This is a genomic window from Pseudotabrizicola sp. L79, from assembly GCF_036553525.1.
GTDB lineage: Bacteria > Pseudomonadota > Alphaproteobacteria > Rhodobacterales > Rhodobacteraceae > Pseudotabrizicola.
Map to the genome: position 1 here is coordinate 1 of NZ_JAZHDA010000036.1, position 14,637 is coordinate 14,637.

At 61.7% G+C, this 14,637-nt stretch carries 17 protein-coding genes and 1 riboswitch; of the genes, 10 read left to right on the forward strand and 7 right to left on the reverse strand.

The window, feature by feature from the left end; translation table 11 throughout:
• The first annotated feature begins 133 nt into the window (after positions 1 to 133).
• The gene (locus tag V3C85_RS00470) at positions 134 to 1,120 is read left to right on the forward strand and encodes a hypothetical protein (protein ID WP_331793059.1); all 987 of its coding nucleotides are present in this window, start codon (positions 134 to 136) and stop codon (positions 1,118 to 1,120) included.
• Between the two features lie 135 nt (positions 1,121 to 1,255).
• Here the strand turns inward: V3C85_RS00470 and V3C85_RS00475 are convergent, their stop codons facing one another.
• The 4 genes from V3C85_RS00475 to V3C85_RS00490 form a co-directional block, all read right to left on the reverse strand.
• Positions 1,256 to 2,011, reverse strand: coding sequence for a CbtA family protein (locus tag V3C85_RS00475; protein ID WP_331793060.1), 756 nt, complete (start codon positions 2,009 to 2,011; stop codon positions 1,256 to 1,258).
• A gap of 18 nt (positions 2,012 to 2,029) precedes the next feature.
• Positions 2,030 to 2,206: a CbtB domain-containing protein gene (locus V3C85_RS00480; RefSeq protein WP_126976236.1), complete on the reverse strand. Its 177-nt coding sequence runs from the start codon at positions 2,204 to 2,206 to the stop codon at positions 2,030 to 2,032.
• Between the two features lie 35 nt (positions 2,207 to 2,241).
• Positions 2,242 to 2,457: riboswitch (cobalamin riboswitch) on the reverse strand.
• A gap of 17 nt (positions 2,458 to 2,474) precedes the next feature.
• A complete protein-coding gene (gene cueR / locus V3C85_RS00485; protein WP_136905958.1) occupies positions 2,475 to 2,945 on the reverse strand; it encodes a Cu(I)-responsive transcriptional regulator in 471 nt (156 codons plus the stop codon).
• Between the two features lie 12 nt (positions 2,946 to 2,957).
• Entirely contained in the window at positions 2,958 to 5,435 is a 2,478-nt protein-coding gene (locus V3C85_RS00490) for a heavy metal translocating P-type ATPase (protein WP_331793067.1), read from the reverse strand.
• A gap of 170 nt (positions 5,436 to 5,605) precedes the next feature.
• On the opposite strand from V3C85_RS00490, the gene V3C85_RS00495 reads away from it, so the two are divergent.
• The 3 genes from V3C85_RS00495 (at position 5,606) to V3C85_RS00505 (ending at position 8,426) form a co-directional block, all read left to right on the forward strand.
• Complete coding sequence (locus V3C85_RS00495) at positions 5,606 to 5,794, forward strand: heavy-metal-associated domain-containing protein (protein WP_331793068.1); 189 nt, start codon at positions 5,606 to 5,608, stop codon at positions 5,792 to 5,794.
• A 29-nt stretch (positions 5,795 to 5,823) separates the two neighbouring features.
• On the forward strand, positions 5,824 to 6,249 hold the full coding sequence (copM, locus tag V3C85_RS00500) for a CopM family metallochaperone (RefSeq protein WP_125327782.1): 426 nt from the start codon (positions 5,824 to 5,826) through the stop codon (positions 6,247 to 6,249).
• Positions 6,250 to 6,326: 77 nt separating this feature from the next.
• Positions 6,327 to 8,426, forward strand: a complete 2,100-nt coding sequence (locus V3C85_RS00505; protein ID WP_331793070.1) for a copper-translocating P-type ATPase — start codon at positions 6,327 to 6,329, stop codon at positions 8,424 to 8,426.
• A gap of 128 nt (positions 8,427 to 8,554) precedes the next feature.
• On the opposite strand, the gene V3C85_RS00510 is transcribed toward V3C85_RS00505, so the two are convergent.
• Genes V3C85_RS00510 through V3C85_RS00520 form a run of 3 tightly spaced genes read right to left on the reverse strand, consistent with a single transcriptional unit; the run spans position 8,555 to position 10,474 of the window.
• Positions 8,555 to 9,142 (reverse strand): cobalamin biosynthesis protein CobQ, encoded by a 588-nt coding sequence (locus tag V3C85_RS00510; protein WP_126976240.1) that lies wholly within the window; start codon positions 9,140 to 9,142, stop codon positions 8,555 to 8,557.
• 4 nt (positions 9,143 to 9,146) lie between these two features.
• Entirely contained in the window at positions 9,147 to 9,914 is a 768-nt protein-coding gene (locus V3C85_RS00515) for a DsbA family protein (RefSeq protein WP_331793071.1), read from the reverse strand.
• On the reverse strand, positions 9,911 to 10,474 hold the full coding sequence (locus V3C85_RS00520; protein WP_331793072.1) for a L,D-transpeptidase: 564 nt from the start codon (positions 10,472 to 10,474) through the stop codon (positions 9,911 to 9,913). Before V3C85_RS00520 ends, V3C85_RS00515 begins: the two co-directional genes overlap by 4 nt.
• A gap of 523 nt (positions 10,475 to 10,997) precedes the next feature.
• Between V3C85_RS00520 and V3C85_RS00525 the strand changes: the two genes are divergently transcribed.
• From V3C85_RS00525 to V3C85_RS00550, 6 genes are all read left to right on the forward strand, one after another.
• Complete coding sequence (locus tag V3C85_RS00525; protein WP_331793172.1) at positions 10,998 to 11,558, forward strand: L,D-transpeptidase; 561 nt, start codon at positions 10,998 to 11,000, stop codon at positions 11,556 to 11,558.
• A gap of 4 nt (positions 11,559 to 11,562) precedes the next feature.
• On the forward strand, positions 11,563 to 11,937 hold the full coding sequence (locus V3C85_RS00530) for a hypothetical protein (RefSeq protein WP_331793073.1): 375 nt from the start codon (positions 11,563 to 11,565) through the stop codon (positions 11,935 to 11,937).
• Positions 11,938 to 12,068: 131 nt separating this feature from the next.
• A complete protein-coding gene (locus V3C85_RS00535) occupies positions 12,069 to 12,749 on the forward strand; it encodes a cytochrome c (protein WP_331793074.1) in 681 nt (226 codons plus the stop codon).
• A 2-nt stretch (positions 12,750 to 12,751) separates the two neighbouring features.
• Positions 12,752 to 13,735 (forward strand): c-type cytochrome, encoded by a 984-nt coding sequence (locus V3C85_RS00540; protein WP_331793075.1) that lies wholly within the window; start codon positions 12,752 to 12,754, stop codon positions 13,733 to 13,735.
• Positions 13,725 to 14,153 (forward strand): hypothetical protein, encoded by a 429-nt coding sequence (locus tag V3C85_RS00545; protein ID WP_331793077.1) that lies wholly within the window; start codon positions 13,725 to 13,727, stop codon positions 14,151 to 14,153. Before V3C85_RS00540 ends, V3C85_RS00545 begins: the two co-directional genes overlap by 11 nt.
• A complete protein-coding gene (locus tag V3C85_RS00550) occupies positions 14,143 to 14,634 on the forward strand; it encodes a hypothetical protein (RefSeq protein WP_331793079.1) in 492 nt (163 codons plus the stop codon). Before V3C85_RS00545 ends, V3C85_RS00550 begins: the two co-directional genes overlap by 11 nt.
• Positions 14,635 to 14,637: the final 3 nt, after the last annotated feature.

The window sequence follows — 14,637 nt, forward strand, 5'->3', positions numbered from 1 at the left end:
GCCGTGCGCCAACAGGGCGGCCACTTGCTGAAATACGTAGTCAAAATTGAAACCTTAAGCTGAAAAATGATGTGCAATATCGCGGTATCTTCCAGAAATCACGTAATGAACATGTGCTGAAATGGTGAATAAAATGCGACAGTGGTTCCTGCCCGGTCCAATCGAAGACGTGCCAGACGATCCGCCGCCAGGCCCCAGGGCCGAACACCGCGAGACAGCGATCGTTTATGACTGGCGCAAAGCCGAGGCGGACAATGCCGCGGGGCTCGCCCGTGTCGCAGGTCGGCTCGGTGGGCTGGACGAGCGATTGCGGAGGGGGCCGGAGGGCTGGCGCCACAGGCTCGCCCTGATCGAAGCGGCCGACCTAAGCTGGTTCGCAGGCGACCGCATCGGGCCGGATCGACTGGCGCTCTGGATCGCCCTGCGCCTGTCTGGAGTTCAAGACGACACGGCCGCATTGGCACGCGTCGGATGGGCGGTGCGACGCCTGACGGGAGGGCCAAGGCCGGAGGTGGACCTGGCCGCTTTTGTGGATCGCCGTGACCCTGAAAACTTGGCGAATGAGGCGGAGTCCTTCGCGGATCGTGCGGGGGGTTGGCTGGACGTGATGGCGCAAGCTGCTGATCTCCACCCGATCAGCCGCGCCTGCATGGGGTTCCACCTTTGGAGTTTGGCGGGTCTCGGGCAGCACGGAGACCGTGTGGAAGCGGCTGTAACGGCCGCGCGGATTGCGACCAGCGAGGGCAGGGGAGCGATATTTGTCCCTCTCGCCATGGGCGGGGCAGGGGGGCTGCGCGCCGGTGGTACAGCCGCTGACCGACTGGTGCGATGGCTCGACGGGATGGAGTCGGCAAGCCGGACCGCGATGCGGCACCTCGACGACATCGAGGCTTGGTCAGCGCGGTCCGAAACCGAGATGGCCACGCTGTCGGGCAGAACACCCCCAGCCTTGCGCGCCGTGCTGACCGAATGGCCTCTTGTATCCGCCCCAATGGCTGAGGTGCTGACCGGCGCCAGCCGCGCCGCCGTCCAGCGCAACCTCGCCTGGATGGAGAAGCGGGGTCTAATCCGCGAGGTGACGGGGCAGGGGCGGTATCGGATGTGGCGCGCTGCGAATTGACAGCCCTTCACAGGCGTGGGGTGTCAGCCGTCCGGAAAAAAGTTCTCCTCGACATGCATCGTGCGGTTCAGGATGTGAAGGACGATGATCGGATCACCGCAAGAATGGAGCGCATGCGTCGTTCCGACTGCTCTGTCAACGGGTATCAACAGCTTCTGCGACAGCAGTAGGTTGCTCCCGCCCGTCTTCCGGCATCAATCTGAAGAGAAGGGATGCGAGAGCAAGCCAACCGATCAGGCTCAGGCCGAGTACCCGGGCACTGTAGAGCGCGGCCAAATCCGGAGGAATGACCGGGACGGAAGCAGGTGGCTGCGGTGCCCCGAGAAGGTGGGGGGCCACCATCAAGGCAAGCCCTGCGAGACGCCCAGGCCAGGACTTGACCCCACTGGCGAGGAAAAGCCCCGCCACCGTCGCCGCCGCCGACATGACCCACCACATTTGCCTGTCCGACAGATCAGCGGCCAGCATGCCTGGCAACTCCGGTGGCAGTCCCAAGCTGGGTGACAGGGCGAAAGCAGCGAAGCCGGAAAGGGCGAGCGCGGGTGCAGAAATGCTGTGTGGACCCCACAGGGCACGGTGTGTCGCAAGAGCAGCTGCCGCAACAAGGCCAAAGCCTGACCAGGTCAAGACCAAAGTCAGAACCGTCAAGCCGCTTCGCACGACAACAGCAAACTCGTCATTGGCGTCGTGGGCATCGTGCGCAGGCAGGACCTTATCGCCACTCGATCCCGAGGGGTCATCTTGCGCCACCCCCATCAGGACAAGTTCGCCGGTCTCGTATCGCTCGGCTTCGATGATGAGTGGCTGGATCAGAAAAAACTGCAGAAAGGCAACCGCGAGACCTGTAATAGCACCCGCAATCACCCCGCCGGACAGCAGGGACCTCGTCATGTCAGCGAACTCGATCTGTCAGTGGCAGGGAAAGCCAGTGGCGTGGCGGGTATCATGTGTTGCGGCATGCAGCGCATCTGAAGAGGCAAAACCTGCCGCAAAGATGAGAAACGTACCAAGGACAGCACTGGTCAGGATGGGCCGAACCAGTCCTGCGTGCTGTACGGACGCGGTGGAAAGAGTGGTGGCAGACATGATGTTTCTCCGCCCGTCACACCCGACGGGATTGGGGTTAAGCCTCCTGTCTGGCCGGTCTCCTGGCTCACGGTCACTGCAACCCTTCGCCTTCCCGGGCAGTTGCCCAGTGGCGTGTCGAAGGGCCACTACCGCATACAGTCGCGGGGGCGGCTGAGGCGTCGGGTGCCGCTATTGGGTCCACCCTTCCTCATTCCCGATTGAGTTCGGGGACTCTGCATCCCATGAACACCAAACAAGATCACGATCATGCGCAGGCCGTAGAAAGTCAATGCGCTTGAAGCCCGGCAGCCTTTTCGGAGCGGGACGCGGGAGTTCGTTCATCCTGGCCCCCATTACTGCCTTGATCGGGGCCATTCACGAGGTCTGCTAGGATCGGACAGTCCGGGCGGTGATCGCCGCAGCACGCATCCGCCAGATGGCGAAGCGTGTCCATCATTGCCTGCATTTCACGAATTCGAACTTCAAGACCGGCGATCTGCTCAAGCGCAATCTGTTTCACATCAGCGCTTTGCCGTGCACGATCCTGCCAGAGCGCCAGCAACTCCTCGATCTTCTCGACGGAGAAGCCCAGATCCCGCGCCCTTCGGATGAAGCGCAGAAGCTGAACATCGGTCATCGTATAGACGCGATATCCTGCAACCGTCCTTCCTGCTGCCGGAATGAGTCCGATTGACTCATAGTAGCGGATCATTTTGGCAGAAACGCCCGAAGATTTTGAAGCTTCACCGATGTTCATCTCAGGGCCTCCTTACACGGCGCTTGAAGGTGCAAAGCGCCGCAGCCGTAGCGCATTGCCAAGAACGAAGACTGACGACAGCGCCATCGCAGCGGCGGCGAAGATCGGCGACAGCAGAAGACCGAAGGCGGGCCACAGCGCGCCTGCCGCAACCGGGATCAGCAGGGCATTGTAGATGAAGGCCCAGAACAGGTTCTGGCGAATGTTTCGCATCGTGGCCTTGGACAGCGCGATGGCATCCGAGACCGCAGTCAGCCTGCCCGACATCAGTACGACGTCCGCCGCCTCGATGGCGATGTCGGTGCCGGTGCCGACGGCAAGGCCCACATCCGCTTCAGCCAGGGCGGGCGCATCGTTGATCCCGTCGCCAACATAGGCAAGCAGGCCTTGCGCCTTCAGACGTTTCACAGCAGCGACCTTGCCGTCGGGCAGCACCTCGGCCACAACTTCGTCGATGCCAAGCTGGCGGGCGATGGCGTTCGCCGTGCGGCTATTGTCGCCGGTGATCATGGCAACCTTCAGCCCCAGCAGGTGCAATGCCTGGATCGCCTGCGGCGTGGTTTCCTTGATCGGATCCGCAACGGCGATGATTGCAGCAAGCTTGCCGTCGATGGCGGCATAGAGCGGTGACTTGCCCTCGTCGCCGAGCCGGGTCGCGGTATCGCCGAAGCCCGAGACATCGAGGCCGAGCTTGACCATGTAGCGGTCGGCGCCGACGTCGACTCGTTGTCCGCCCGCCGCCGCCGTCACACCGAAACCGGTGACGGAATCGAAGGCAGTGACCTCGGGAAGGATCAGGCCCTCGGCTTCGGCCGCGGCGACGATGGCGCGGGCGATCGGATGCTCGGACTTCGCTTCGACAGCCGCCACCACTGCCAGCACTGCGGCCCGGTCGAAGCCCGGCGCCAGCGCCATGTCGGTCAGGCGCGGCTTGCCCTCGGTCAGGGTACCGGTCTTGTCGAACGCGACCACCTTGACGCTCTGCAAGGCTTGGAGGGCCTCGCCCTTGCGGAAGAGCACGCCCATTTCGGCACCACGCCCGGTGCCGACCATGATCGACGTTGGTGTGGCCAAACCCATGGCGCAGGGGCAGGCAATAATGAGGACGGCGACGGCGTTGACCAGGCCAAAGGTCAGGGCCGGATCAGGCCCGAAGATCAGCCAGACGGCGAAAGTCAGGACGGCAAGCGCCATGACGACGGGAACGAACCACATCGTCACGCGGTCGACCAACGCCTGGATCGGCAGCTTGCCGCCTTGCGCGGCTTCGACCATGCGGATGATCTGAGCCAACATCGTAGCCTCGCCCACCGCCGTCGCCCGGAAACTGAAGGCGCCGGTCTGGTTTACTGTGCCGCCGGTCACGGTGCTGCCCGGTGCCTTCTCGACCGGCACGGGCTCGCCAGAGATCATGCTTTCGTCGATCCAGCTTGCGCCCGTCGTGACCTCTCCGTCGACCAGCACCCGCTCGCCGGGGCGGACCTCGACGACATCGCCCGGGCGGACTTCGGCGACCGGCACTTCGACCAAGCCGCCATTGCGAAGGACACGCGCAGTCTTGGCCTGAAGTCCGACCAGCCGCTTGATCGCCTCTGAGGTCCGGCCTTTTGCGCGAGCTTCAAGCAGACGACCAAGGAGGATCAATGTGACGATGACTGCCGCCGCCTCGAAATAGACATTCTGGGTGCCTGGGGGAAGGATTCCGGGGGCAAAGGTTGCCACCAGGGAATAGCCGAAGGCAGCCAACGTTCCGACCGCGACTAGGCTGTTCATATCAGGCGCCAGACGCGCCAAGGCCGGAAACCCCTTGCGGTAAAACCTGAGGCCAGGGCCAAGGAGGACCACGGTCGTCAAGGCGAACTGAATGTACCAGCTGTTCTGCATGCCAATGCTGTTCATCACCGCCATGTGGACCCACATGAACAGATGCGATCCCATCTCGAGGACAAAAACCGGCAGAGTCAGAGCCGCAGCAAAAAGCACATCGCGCCTCAATGCGGCTTCCTCGGCCGTTTTCTTCGCGGCGGACTCTTCTGACATGATGGCGGTTTCGGCTGCTGCCCGTGCCTCGTAACCCGCATCCGCGATTGCGCCGATGAGGGAGGCAAGGTCCGCCGTTCCGGTGACCGTTGCGCGTTCCGTGGCCAGATTGACATTGGCTGCGGTCACACCGGGTACCGTTTTCAAGGCCCGCTCTACCCGCGCGACGCAGGAGGCGCAGGTCATACCCTCAATGACGATATCAATCGGACGCGTTGGAACATCATATCCCGCGTCCTCGATTGCCTTGACAAGCGCCGACCGGTCGAGGTCTGGCCCGATGATTTCTGCCCGTTCCGTCGCGAGGTTGACGGCTGCGGTTTTTACCCCGGAGACCGCCTGCAGTGCGCGCTCAACGCGCCCGACACATGATGCGCAGGTCATGCCCTCGACGTCGATCACGATCCGGCCGAGGTCTGCCGTGGCGTTCTGAGGGACTTGTATGTTCATCGCGGCACTCCAGTGGCGAGTTACTCCGCTGACTGAGATAAGGCTTCCCATGATGGTAAGGTCAAGCCCTGATTTCAATTTGTCTGTTCACGGATTTGTTCCCTTGACCTTACAACGGTGGGAAGGCCCATATCGAGTTGCATGAGGCGATTGTCCAAAAGGAGACACTCATGCAGTTCCATATCGAGAACATGACCTGCGGCGGCTGCGCACGCAGTGTGACCAAGGCGATCCAGGCGGTGGACCCCACCGCTGAGGTGAGCGCAGATCCGGCCTCGCACAAGGTCGAAGTGAAATCAGCGGCTTCTCGCGACCGATTGGTCGCTGCGCTGACTGAGGTCGGCTACGCGCCTGCCTGACAAAACATAACCATCGAAGGAAAATCTGAATGAACAAACGTACTCTAGCGCTGTCTATTGCGGCTGTTGCTGTTGTCGGCGGGATCGCATTTGCCCAGCAAACCATGGAGGGCATGGACCACTCCAACATGGGCGGCATGGGCATGGGGGATATGGGCATGATGAGCCATGCGACCCTGATACCCCCGGAACTCGCCAATGACCCGGCTACCGTCGCCAGCGCTGCCGCGATGGACAAGATGATGGCCGACATGATGGTCCCCTATACCGGCGACCCGGATATCGATTTCGCCCGGGGCATGATCCCGCACCACCAGGCCGCCATCGACATGGCGAAGATTCAGCTTGAATTCGGCAAGGACCCCGAAATGCGCAAGCTGGCCGAAGCGATCATTGCGGCGCAAGAATCCGAGATCGCCACGCTCAAGGCCTTTCTCGCCACCAAGGGCATGTAAGCCCGGGATGACCTTGGGCGGCGCGGTCGGGATCGGCCGCGCCGCGTGCAATCCGGGACGCAAAGGAGTTCGGTTTGATGGCCAGCAACGCGCAGAAACCGGACACCCACCCGCCGGTGGCCGGAATGGACCATTCCGGGATGGGCCATGGTGCTAGGCCCGCCGTTGATCACACCGCGATGGGGCATGCGCCACAGGGGGGTAGTGACCACGCAGGACACGGCGACATGGTGGCCGATTTCCGCCGCCGGTTCTGGGTATGCCTCATCTTGACCGTCCCAGTCTTGGTGCTGTCGCCGATGGTGCGGGACTTTACGGGGCAAGGGATGGCACCCCTGTTTGCTGGCGAAGAGTGGGTCGCGCTGGCCCTGTCTTCGATCATCTATTTCTGGGGCGGCTGGCCCTTCCTGAAAGGGGCACTTCCGGAAATTCGCAGTGGTCGTCCGGGCATGATGACGCTGGTCGCGCTTGCCATTTCTACAGCCTATTTCTACTCGGCTGCCGTCACGCTGGGACTGCCCGGCGGAGAGCCGTTCTATTGGGAACTGGCCACGCTCGTCACGATCATGCTTTTGGGCCATTGGCTTGAAATGCGGTCCGTCCTCGGCGCTTCTCGCGCTTTGGAGGAACTGGTCCGCCTGCTGCCCGATACCGCACTGCGCGTTACTGCGGACGGTGGAACGGAGGACGTGCCCGTCGCGGCCTTGATTGCCGGCGACCGGGTCGTGATCCGCCCCGGCGCCAAAGTGCCGGTCGATGGAACGATCATCGAAGGCACATCATCCTTCAACGAGGCCATGCTGACCGGGGAATCGAAACCTGTCACGCGGTCTGCGGGCGAGGTTGTCATCGGCGGTGCGGTAAATGGCGAAGGTGCTGTTACCATCGAGGTGAAGGCGACGGGCGAGGCGACCTACCTGTCACAGGTCATCGCCATGGTGAAAGTGGCGCAGGACAGCCGCTCGCGCACACAGGATCTGGCTTCGCGCGCAGCGACTGTCCTGACTTGGATTGCCATCACCGTCGGCCTCGGATCGTTCGGCTACTGGTATGCGGTCGGGGCGGGGGCCACTTTTGCGCTTGAGCGGATGGTGACGGTCATGGTCATCGCCTGCCCGCATGCGCTTGGCCTTGCCGTGCCGCTCGTCGTGGCCGTCTCGACATCGCTGGCAGCGCGCAACGGACTGCTGATTCGCGACCGTGCGGCCTTCGAGCGTGCGCGGGATCTGAATGCCGTGGTCTTTGACAAGACAGGCACACTGACCGAGGGCAGGTTCGGCGTCAGCGATCTGGTTTTGCTGCAAGATGGCGACGAGACAACCGCCTTGCGCCTTGCGGCATCGGTTGAAAGCCAGTCGCAGCATCCGATCGCCATGGGAGTCGTCGCCGCCGCGAAAACCCGTGGCATCGGATTTCCGGCCCCGGAAGGATTGCAGAGCATCACTGGTGCTGGCGTAACGGCGCGCGTTGAAGGGCAGGAAATCGCGATTGTCAGCCCCAGTCATCTCCTGCGGCAGGACAGACCTGTAACCGACCCCCGACTCGCCCTGCTGGAGGCGGCCGGCAAGACCGTCGTGGTGCTGGAGGTCGGCGGCCAGCCCTATGCGTTGCTTGCTTTGGCAGACATCGTGCGCACGGAATCGCGTGATGTCGTAGCGCGTCTCAAGGCAAAGGGCGTCAGGTCAATCATGATGACAGGAGACGCAGAGGGTGTCGCGAAGTCGGTCGCCGCAGAACTCGGCCTCGATGAATATTTCGCACAGGTGCTCCCGGATCAGAAAGCGGCCCGCGTGAAAGAACTTCGCGCCCGGGGTTTGAAAGTCGCCATGGTCGGAGACGGGGTGAACGACGCGCCAGCGCTCGTCGAAGCCGATCTTGGGATTGCAATTGGTGCGGGAACGGATGTCGCCGTGGAATCCGCTGACGTGGTCTTGGTGCGTTCTGACCCAAGGGACGTCGAGGCCATTCTTGGTTTGTCACGAGCGACCTATTCGAAGATGGTTCAGAACCTGATCTGGGCGACAGGATACAACGCCGTTGCCATTCCAATGGCGGCTGGCATCACTTTCGGCACCGGCTTCCTGATGACGCCTGCAGTCGGTGCCGTATTCATGTCGGCCTCCACGATCATTGTTGCCATCAACGCGCAACTGTTGCGGCGATACAGATCGAGCTAAGGAAACATTGAGCGCTTAGGACGACCAAGCGGGCTTTTCGGTAAGCTGCGAGGGGCGGCGCGATCAATCCAGAATGGCCATTCAAGCCATGCCGAGCGGGAACCTGGAGCAGGTTGCGTTGCGCTCTTTCAGCCCATGCCGTGAAGTCCGTGGAAGCCACCTGTGACAATCACGGGTACGACGAACACAGCAGCCAAAATGACGATCACGACGCGCTGCCAGAGTTTTTGGTGCCGCCAGCAGAGAAAGACAGTGGCGAACAGAACCAGCCCAAGTTCCACCACGCCGATGATACCGCCGTAATAGTTCGGGTCCCAGTAGCTGACCGGACTGCGGAATACCCAGTCCGACACGGGCCAGAATTGGCGGCGGGCATCGTCATGATGGGTGACGAAGTCGGTGGCCGCATGCAAAAGGCCGGCTCCTGCAAAGGCGGTAAGAATGAGGTGACGTCGCCAGTGTCCAAGAGCAAGAAGCAGGCCCCAGACGAAAAAACTGTGATCAACGGCAAAGATGGCCTGCCATGAGTCCGAGTAGAAGAGGTCTCCGAAGACTTCATGCTGCGGAATTCCGACCAGGCGTGTCGAAAATAGGACCAATGCAAACATCGGGACATCAGGGGCGAGGCCGCCCAGCATGGCCGCTACCAGAGTGGCCGGCACGATGGGACGCGCAAAGACGGCAGCCCCGATCAGCATATGGGTTGGTGTGTTCATCGTATCAACAGACCGGAACTGGTTCGGCCTTCTCCTCTTGCGCAATCTCTCGGAGGAGGGAGAGGGGAACCGCACCGGTGAGCACGGTCCGGCCGATCACCAGACCTGGGGTGCCGATGAACCCGAAGAGATCGGCAAGTGCGCGTGTTCGTTCGAGCTCGACCTGAACCGCAGCGGAGGACATGTCAATCAAGAGCCGCTCGACATCCAGATCAAGGGTTTCCGCCACACGCCGCACCGAGGCCTCTTCGGCAACCATCGGTGTCCGCATGAAGCGGCGGCGAAGCTCCTGTTGCTTGCCCTGACGTGCGGCGGCAACAGATGCCCGGGCGGCCAGTTCAGACGGCGGCCCGAAGATTGGAAGTTCGTGTTGCACGAGCCGGTACGCAGCCGGATCTTCGGCCAGCAGGGTCTCAAGATCCCGCTCGAGTGCACGGCAGAAGGGGCAACGAAACTCACTGAAGTAGGCGATCGGAACCACAGCATCCGGGGAGTTATTTCCGAACAGGGCTGGGCATGGGTCAGTGCGCAGGGTCTCCATGCGCGCCCTGCGTGCTCCCGCATCAGGTAGTGGCCCATCGAGACCGGCAAGGGCGATGTTTGCCGTGGAGGTATGACCGGCCAGCTCCAGTCGACGAAATGGCGGCACATCCTCTATGTCGACATAGGACAGCCCGCGTCCTCCAAGGCGATCCCAAGGCAAGGCCCGCACTCCATAGATCAAGGCTATGATTCCCCCCACTACAAAGAGATCACGACGGCGGATCGTCACAGGACTGTCACTGGTGTTCCGACGGGTACGTGCTCGTAGAGTTGGATCACATGGTCGTTCAGCATCCTGATGCAGCCGTTCGACACTGATTGTCCAATCGACCAGGGCTCTGTCGTGCCGTGAATCCGGTAGTAGGTGTCGCGCCCGTCGCGGTAAAGGTAGAGGGCTCGAGCGCCTAGAGGGTTTCCAGGTCCGCCCGGCACCCCATCAGCAAATTGGGCATACCGATCGGGATTCCGGCGGATCATGTCGTTTGTCGGGCGCCATGACGGCCATTCGGCCTTACGTTCGATGATTGCCGATCCCTTGAATGCCAGACCGGCCTTCCCGACGCCGACACCGTACCTGACGGCCCGCTCGGAATCGAAAACATAATAGAGAAAGAAACTTCGCGGGAAGACGAGGATCTGACCGGGGGCATGTTGCTCTCGGACTCGGACCTCGCGAGGTTGAAATTCGTCGGCCAGGACAAAGGTTTCTTCGGTATGGGCACGAAGGACGGTTGGCATCGACAGGGCTGCGGCGGCTGCGCCAGTGAGAAAGGATCGACGGAAAATCATGCGAACTCCTGAGGGGAACGTGAAGGACGAGGGTTTGCTCAGAAGAAGGTTCGCGGAGGAGGACGTTGGGGGGCAAAGGCTCGGCTCGAAGCCGAGACCGGCGTGATCACGAACTGCGCTGACTTGGCAGACGGTGCCACCTCGAAAAATGACAAGGTGGCAGTTGCAACAAGCTGGCAGGAGGCATGGCCTGAGCCGTCGCTGCAAAGGGCCTCCTGGTCCACAGCTGCGGTTTGAGCATGATCGACATGCGCACCGTGGGATGCGTGATCAGGAAGCGCCGCCCAGAGAAGGGCGACGAGCAAGCACATACCACACAGAATGTTCGCGAGCTTACGCATGGACACAGAATAGCGCTCTTGGTGTATGGGAGAGGTGTTCACATCGAAGTGAGCAGAGAATTTCCCAGCAAAATCGGCGAAAGCGCCACGGCTTCACCTCTTTGTGACCCCAGTGCGACGCAAAGTGATTAGACCTTCCCACGTTGGAAGCCGGCAAAGGTTACAAAAAAGAGGAGCAGACCATGCGATTCAGTCGACGACTTTTCGTTGCCGGAGCCCTTGCCGCGCCTTTCTTGACGGGCCGGGCAGCCTTCGCAACCGAGGATAACCAAGGGCCCGTCCGAAACAACATCTCGGCGTTCCGTACCCATGAGTGGCAGGACCACTTCGACTCGCTTGGGGTCGGGGTCATCATCTCTGACACCACAGCCAAGGTTCTCCAGCACTGGACGAACGATGGTCAGATGATTCTCTACCCCACTTCGGTTCCGCTATCGGATGAATTGACCCGTCGGGGATATACCGAGGTCGTCGAGAAGCGGGAAAACCCGAGCTGGGCTCCGACGCCCTCGATGCGGGAGCGCAACCCGGAATGGCCAGCCTTTGTGCCAGGAGGCGATCCAACCAATCCGCTTGGCACCCGCGCCCTGTATCTATCGTGGCAGTACTACCGGATTCATGGTACCCACGACACGCGCAAGATCGGTCGTCGCTCGTCGAACGGCTGCATCGGGCTTTACAATGAGCACATCGAAGAGGTGTTCGATCGCACGCCGGTCGGAACGAAAGTCAAGCTGATCTGAACTGATGAAATCGACAGCAACCCCTTTGGCCCTCCCGCAAAACCTGCTTGTACGCAGGTTGTCGCGCTTCGTGTCGATGTGGCTTCTGACTGTTGCTCTAGTCCTGGGCTTGGAGTTGGCACAATCTGCAGAAGCAGCGTCTGGCAACGAGCATCATTCCGACCTCACCGTCGAGGCTGCCGATACCCCCGAACAGCAATCTTCCGCAACGCCTGCCTGCCACCCCGGCGTGATTTGCACGGCGTTCGTTTTGCCAGATGCTCTGTCATCGATACAGCCCACGGTCGTTCCGGCTGTGCTTCAGCCCGGCGCTGAGCAGTCGCAACGCCGTTTTGGCGGTCCGGCCATCACACTCCCTCCCCCGCGAATCCTGACCTGACAGTCGGGCCGAACGATTGTTCGATGACCAGACGAGCCGGTTTGAAAGACTGGCTCAGGTTCGACCCTTTCTCAGCCTGACTCGAGAATGCGTCCCAAGGTGCGACCCGCCTGACCGGCAGGGCGCAGCCAATGATCAACAACAAGAAACCAAGGGCAGTCAGGCAGATGAAATCTCAATGGACGGGCGCGATCGCGCTTGCCGCTTCCGCCGTCGCGGCAGTGGCGCTGGCACATACGGGGGCGACGGGCGTCGTCCTGGACCGAATGAACGGAATGACGGCAATGCGCGACACCATCGCGGAACTGGCACCGATGATGCAGGGCACCGTGCCCTATGACACCTTCATTGTGTCTGAAGGCGCCAGCGTCATTGCAAGTCATGCGGGCGGGACGATGCTGTCGCTCTTCCCTGAAAACAGCCTTGAAGGCGTCACCTATGCCAAGCCGGAAATCTGGTCCGATTGGCAGGAGTTCGCGGCCCTCTCCGAAGAGCTGAAGGCCTATGCTGATGCCTTGGCTGAAGCTGCCCCGAACGGCCTCGAGCCCGCGAGTTCGCCAAATGGCGAGATGGCTGGCATGGATCACTCGGGCATGGACATGACCGGAACACCGCAACCGGCGCAGGGCTTCACGGTCGCGGAATTGATGGGATACGGAACGACTCCGGAAAAGATCGCGGTGACACGAGGGACATCGGACCCGACAATTTTGGAGCTTGATCTGACGACACTGGCGGCGGACGACCTCTTCAACCGGATCAGCGCGACATGCTCTTCCTGTCATGCGCAGTTTCGTGCGGGCCGGAACTGACCATGCGAGGTTTGATCCGGCTTTCCTTTGTCTTCCCAGCCATCGTGGCAGGTATAGGTGCCGGAGTGTTGGCACTGTGGCCGATCGGGGAGGTCGAGCCCGCGAGCTTCCCTTCCGGCGATGCCGAACGTGGGGCCTATCTCGCGCGCGCAAGTGGCTGCGTGTCCTGTCATACCAACTCGGCCGCCAAAGGATTGGCGCTTGCGGGAGGTGCGCCTCTTGACACACCCTTCGGCACCTTCGTGCCTCCGAACATTACACCGCATCCGGAGGCCGGGATCGGGCGCTGGACCGTCCAGGATTTCGCCAAGGCGGTGCGTCAAGGGGTGTCGCCTGACGGCGACCCCTACTACCCCGTCTTCACCTACTCTTTCTACGCCGGTTTTACCGATCAGGACATTGCCGACCTCTGGGAGGCGTTCCGCACCGTCCCGGCTGTTGGCGATGCAGCCCCTCCCCACGACGTCTGCCTGCCCTTCAATTTCAGATCGGGACTGAAGCTCTGGCGCGCGGCCTACCTTGATACGCCCAAGACGGACGCACTTATGGGCACGTCCTCCCCATGGAACCGCGGACGGCAACTGGTCGAGGGGGCTGCACATTGCGCCGCCTGCCACACGGGCCGGACCCTGGCAGGGGGCCTTGATGACGGCGCCCGCTTTGCCGGGAACGACAGCCTTCCAGGGGGCAGCAAAGCACCACCAATTCTGAGTGACGTTCTCCTCTCAAAAGGTTGGGGCGTTGCGAACCTGGCTTACGCGCTTCAGTCCGGGATTCTGCCCAACGGGGATGCTTTCGGCGGCAGCATGGCCGAGGTCGTGGCAGAGGGTACGTCGTTTCTGAGCGATGCCGACCGCGAGGCCATTGCCACCTACCTCCTCGACCCCGAGGGCACAGGCGACATTCCAGCGCCCGCACCGACGCCAGTCGAGACCCCGATGGCCGGAATGGATCATTCACAGATGGATATGGGAAATGGGAAATAGAGCGCTTGCCGTCATTCTGGCTTTGGGCGTTGCCGTCTTCGTCGGTGTCTTCATCTGGACGACCGTCTGGCCCCTCGATCCGCGCGACACGACCTCCGCTGATCCATCGGTGACAGCCAAAGTGTCCGAAGCGCTTTCGGACGGACGGATGGACGTCCAGGTCTACGCGCTCGGTGGTCGTGACGTTCGGGTCGAAATCCAGTTCATGCCCGATACCGACGCCGGCGCAGCTGCCGGCATGCGGCCAGACGTGAACTTTGCGATGGTCGACATGCACATGGACGGCGTAGCGCCGCCGCTTCAGCTGGTCGAGGCAGGCGTCTGGCGCGCCGACGTGAAGCTGCCGATGGTCGGTCGTTGGGTCGTCAGTGTGGGCTTTGGTGAAGAGTTTGCAGAGGTCGAGTTTGATGCGCGATAACCCAGGTCCGGCAACTTTTCTGAATGATGACAGCCTTCGCCGCAACCTGCGCGGCCTGGCTGTTGGCATCACCCTGTTTGTGGTCCTCGGCACTGTCACTGCCGTATGGGCGAACCCGCTTTTTGTCCGGATGACTCCAGTCGGGCCTTGGGAGTTCGTCGCGACCGTTCTGACGGCCTTCCTTGGAGGTGTGACAGCGGCGATGTGGGTCCCTCAGTGTAACTTGCGCGCTTCCGGGACGGGTGGACTTGCCAGCTTTCTCGGAATCGCCTGCCCAACCTGCAACAAGGTGCTCATGCTGGTCTTCGGTGGACCCGCGCTTCTTGCCTGGTTTGATCCGCTCCGGCCGTGGCTTGCGACTGCCGGGCTCGTCATCATGGGCATCGCTGCGTTGACAACGTGGCGCCGGTTTCGCGCTGTCCGCTCTGGCAACAGGGAGGTGCAGGGACTGCGGGGCCTTGATCGGGGTGACGTGAAATGAAGG

What these genes read in the sequence shown, in the direction of transcription:
- V3C85_RS00470 (WP_331793059.1), top strand. Translation starts at nt 134, where the DNA reads ATGCGACAGTGGTTCCTGCCCGGTCCAATCGAAGACGTGCCAGACGAT.
- V3C85_RS00475 (WP_331793060.1), bottom strand. Translation starts at nt 2,011, where the DNA reads ATGACGAGGTCCCTGCTGTCCGGCGGGGTGATTGCGGGTGCTATTACA.
- V3C85_RS00480 (WP_126976236.1), bottom strand. Translation starts at nt 2,206, where the DNA reads ATGTCTGCCACCACTCTTTCCACCGCGTCCGTACAGCACGCAGGACTG.
- cueR (WP_136905958.1), bottom strand. Translation starts at nt 2,945, where the DNA reads ATGAACATCGGTGAAGCTTCAAAATCTTCGGGCGTTTCTGCCAAAATG.
- V3C85_RS00490 (WP_331793067.1), bottom strand. Translation starts at nt 5,435, where the DNA reads ATGAACATACAAGTCCCTCAGAACGCCACGGCAGACCTCGGCCGGATC.
- V3C85_RS00495 (WP_331793068.1), top strand. Translation starts at nt 5,606, where the DNA reads ATGCAGTTCCATATCGAGAACATGACCTGCGGCGGCTGCGCACGCAGT.
- copM (WP_125327782.1), top strand. Translation starts at nt 5,824, where the DNA reads ATGAACAAACGTACTCTAGCGCTGTCTATTGCGGCTGTTGCTGTTGTC.
- V3C85_RS00505 (WP_331793070.1), top strand. Translation starts at nt 6,327, where the DNA reads ATGGCCAGCAACGCGCAGAAACCGGACACCCACCCGCCGGTGGCCGGA.
- V3C85_RS00510 (WP_126976240.1), bottom strand. Translation starts at nt 9,142, where the DNA reads ATGAACACACCAACCCATATGCTGATCGGGGCTGCCGTCTTTGCGCGT.
- V3C85_RS00520 (WP_331793072.1), bottom strand. Translation starts at nt 10,474, where the DNA reads ATGATTTTCCGTCGATCCTTTCTCACTGGCGCAGCCGCCGCAGCCCTG.
- V3C85_RS00525 (WP_331793172.1), top strand. Translation starts at nt 10,998, where the DNA reads ATGCGATTCAGTCGACGACTTTTCGTTGCCGGAGCCCTTGCCGCGCCT.
- V3C85_RS00530 (WP_331793073.1), top strand. Translation starts at nt 11,563, where the DNA reads ATGAAATCGACAGCAACCCCTTTGGCCCTCCCGCAAAACCTGCTTGTA.
- V3C85_RS00535 (WP_331793074.1), top strand. Translation starts at nt 12,069, where the DNA reads ATGATCAACAACAAGAAACCAAGGGCAGTCAGGCAGATGAAATCTCAA.
- V3C85_RS00540 (WP_331793075.1), top strand. Translation starts at nt 12,752, where the DNA reads ATGCGAGGTTTGATCCGGCTTTCCTTTGTCTTCCCAGCCATCGTGGCA.
- V3C85_RS00545 (WP_331793077.1), top strand. Translation starts at nt 13,725, where the DNA reads ATGGGAAATAGAGCGCTTGCCGTCATTCTGGCTTTGGGCGTTGCCGTC.
- V3C85_RS00550 (WP_331793079.1), top strand. Translation starts at nt 14,143, where the DNA reads ATGCGCGATAACCCAGGTCCGGCAACTTTTCTGAATGATGACAGCCTT.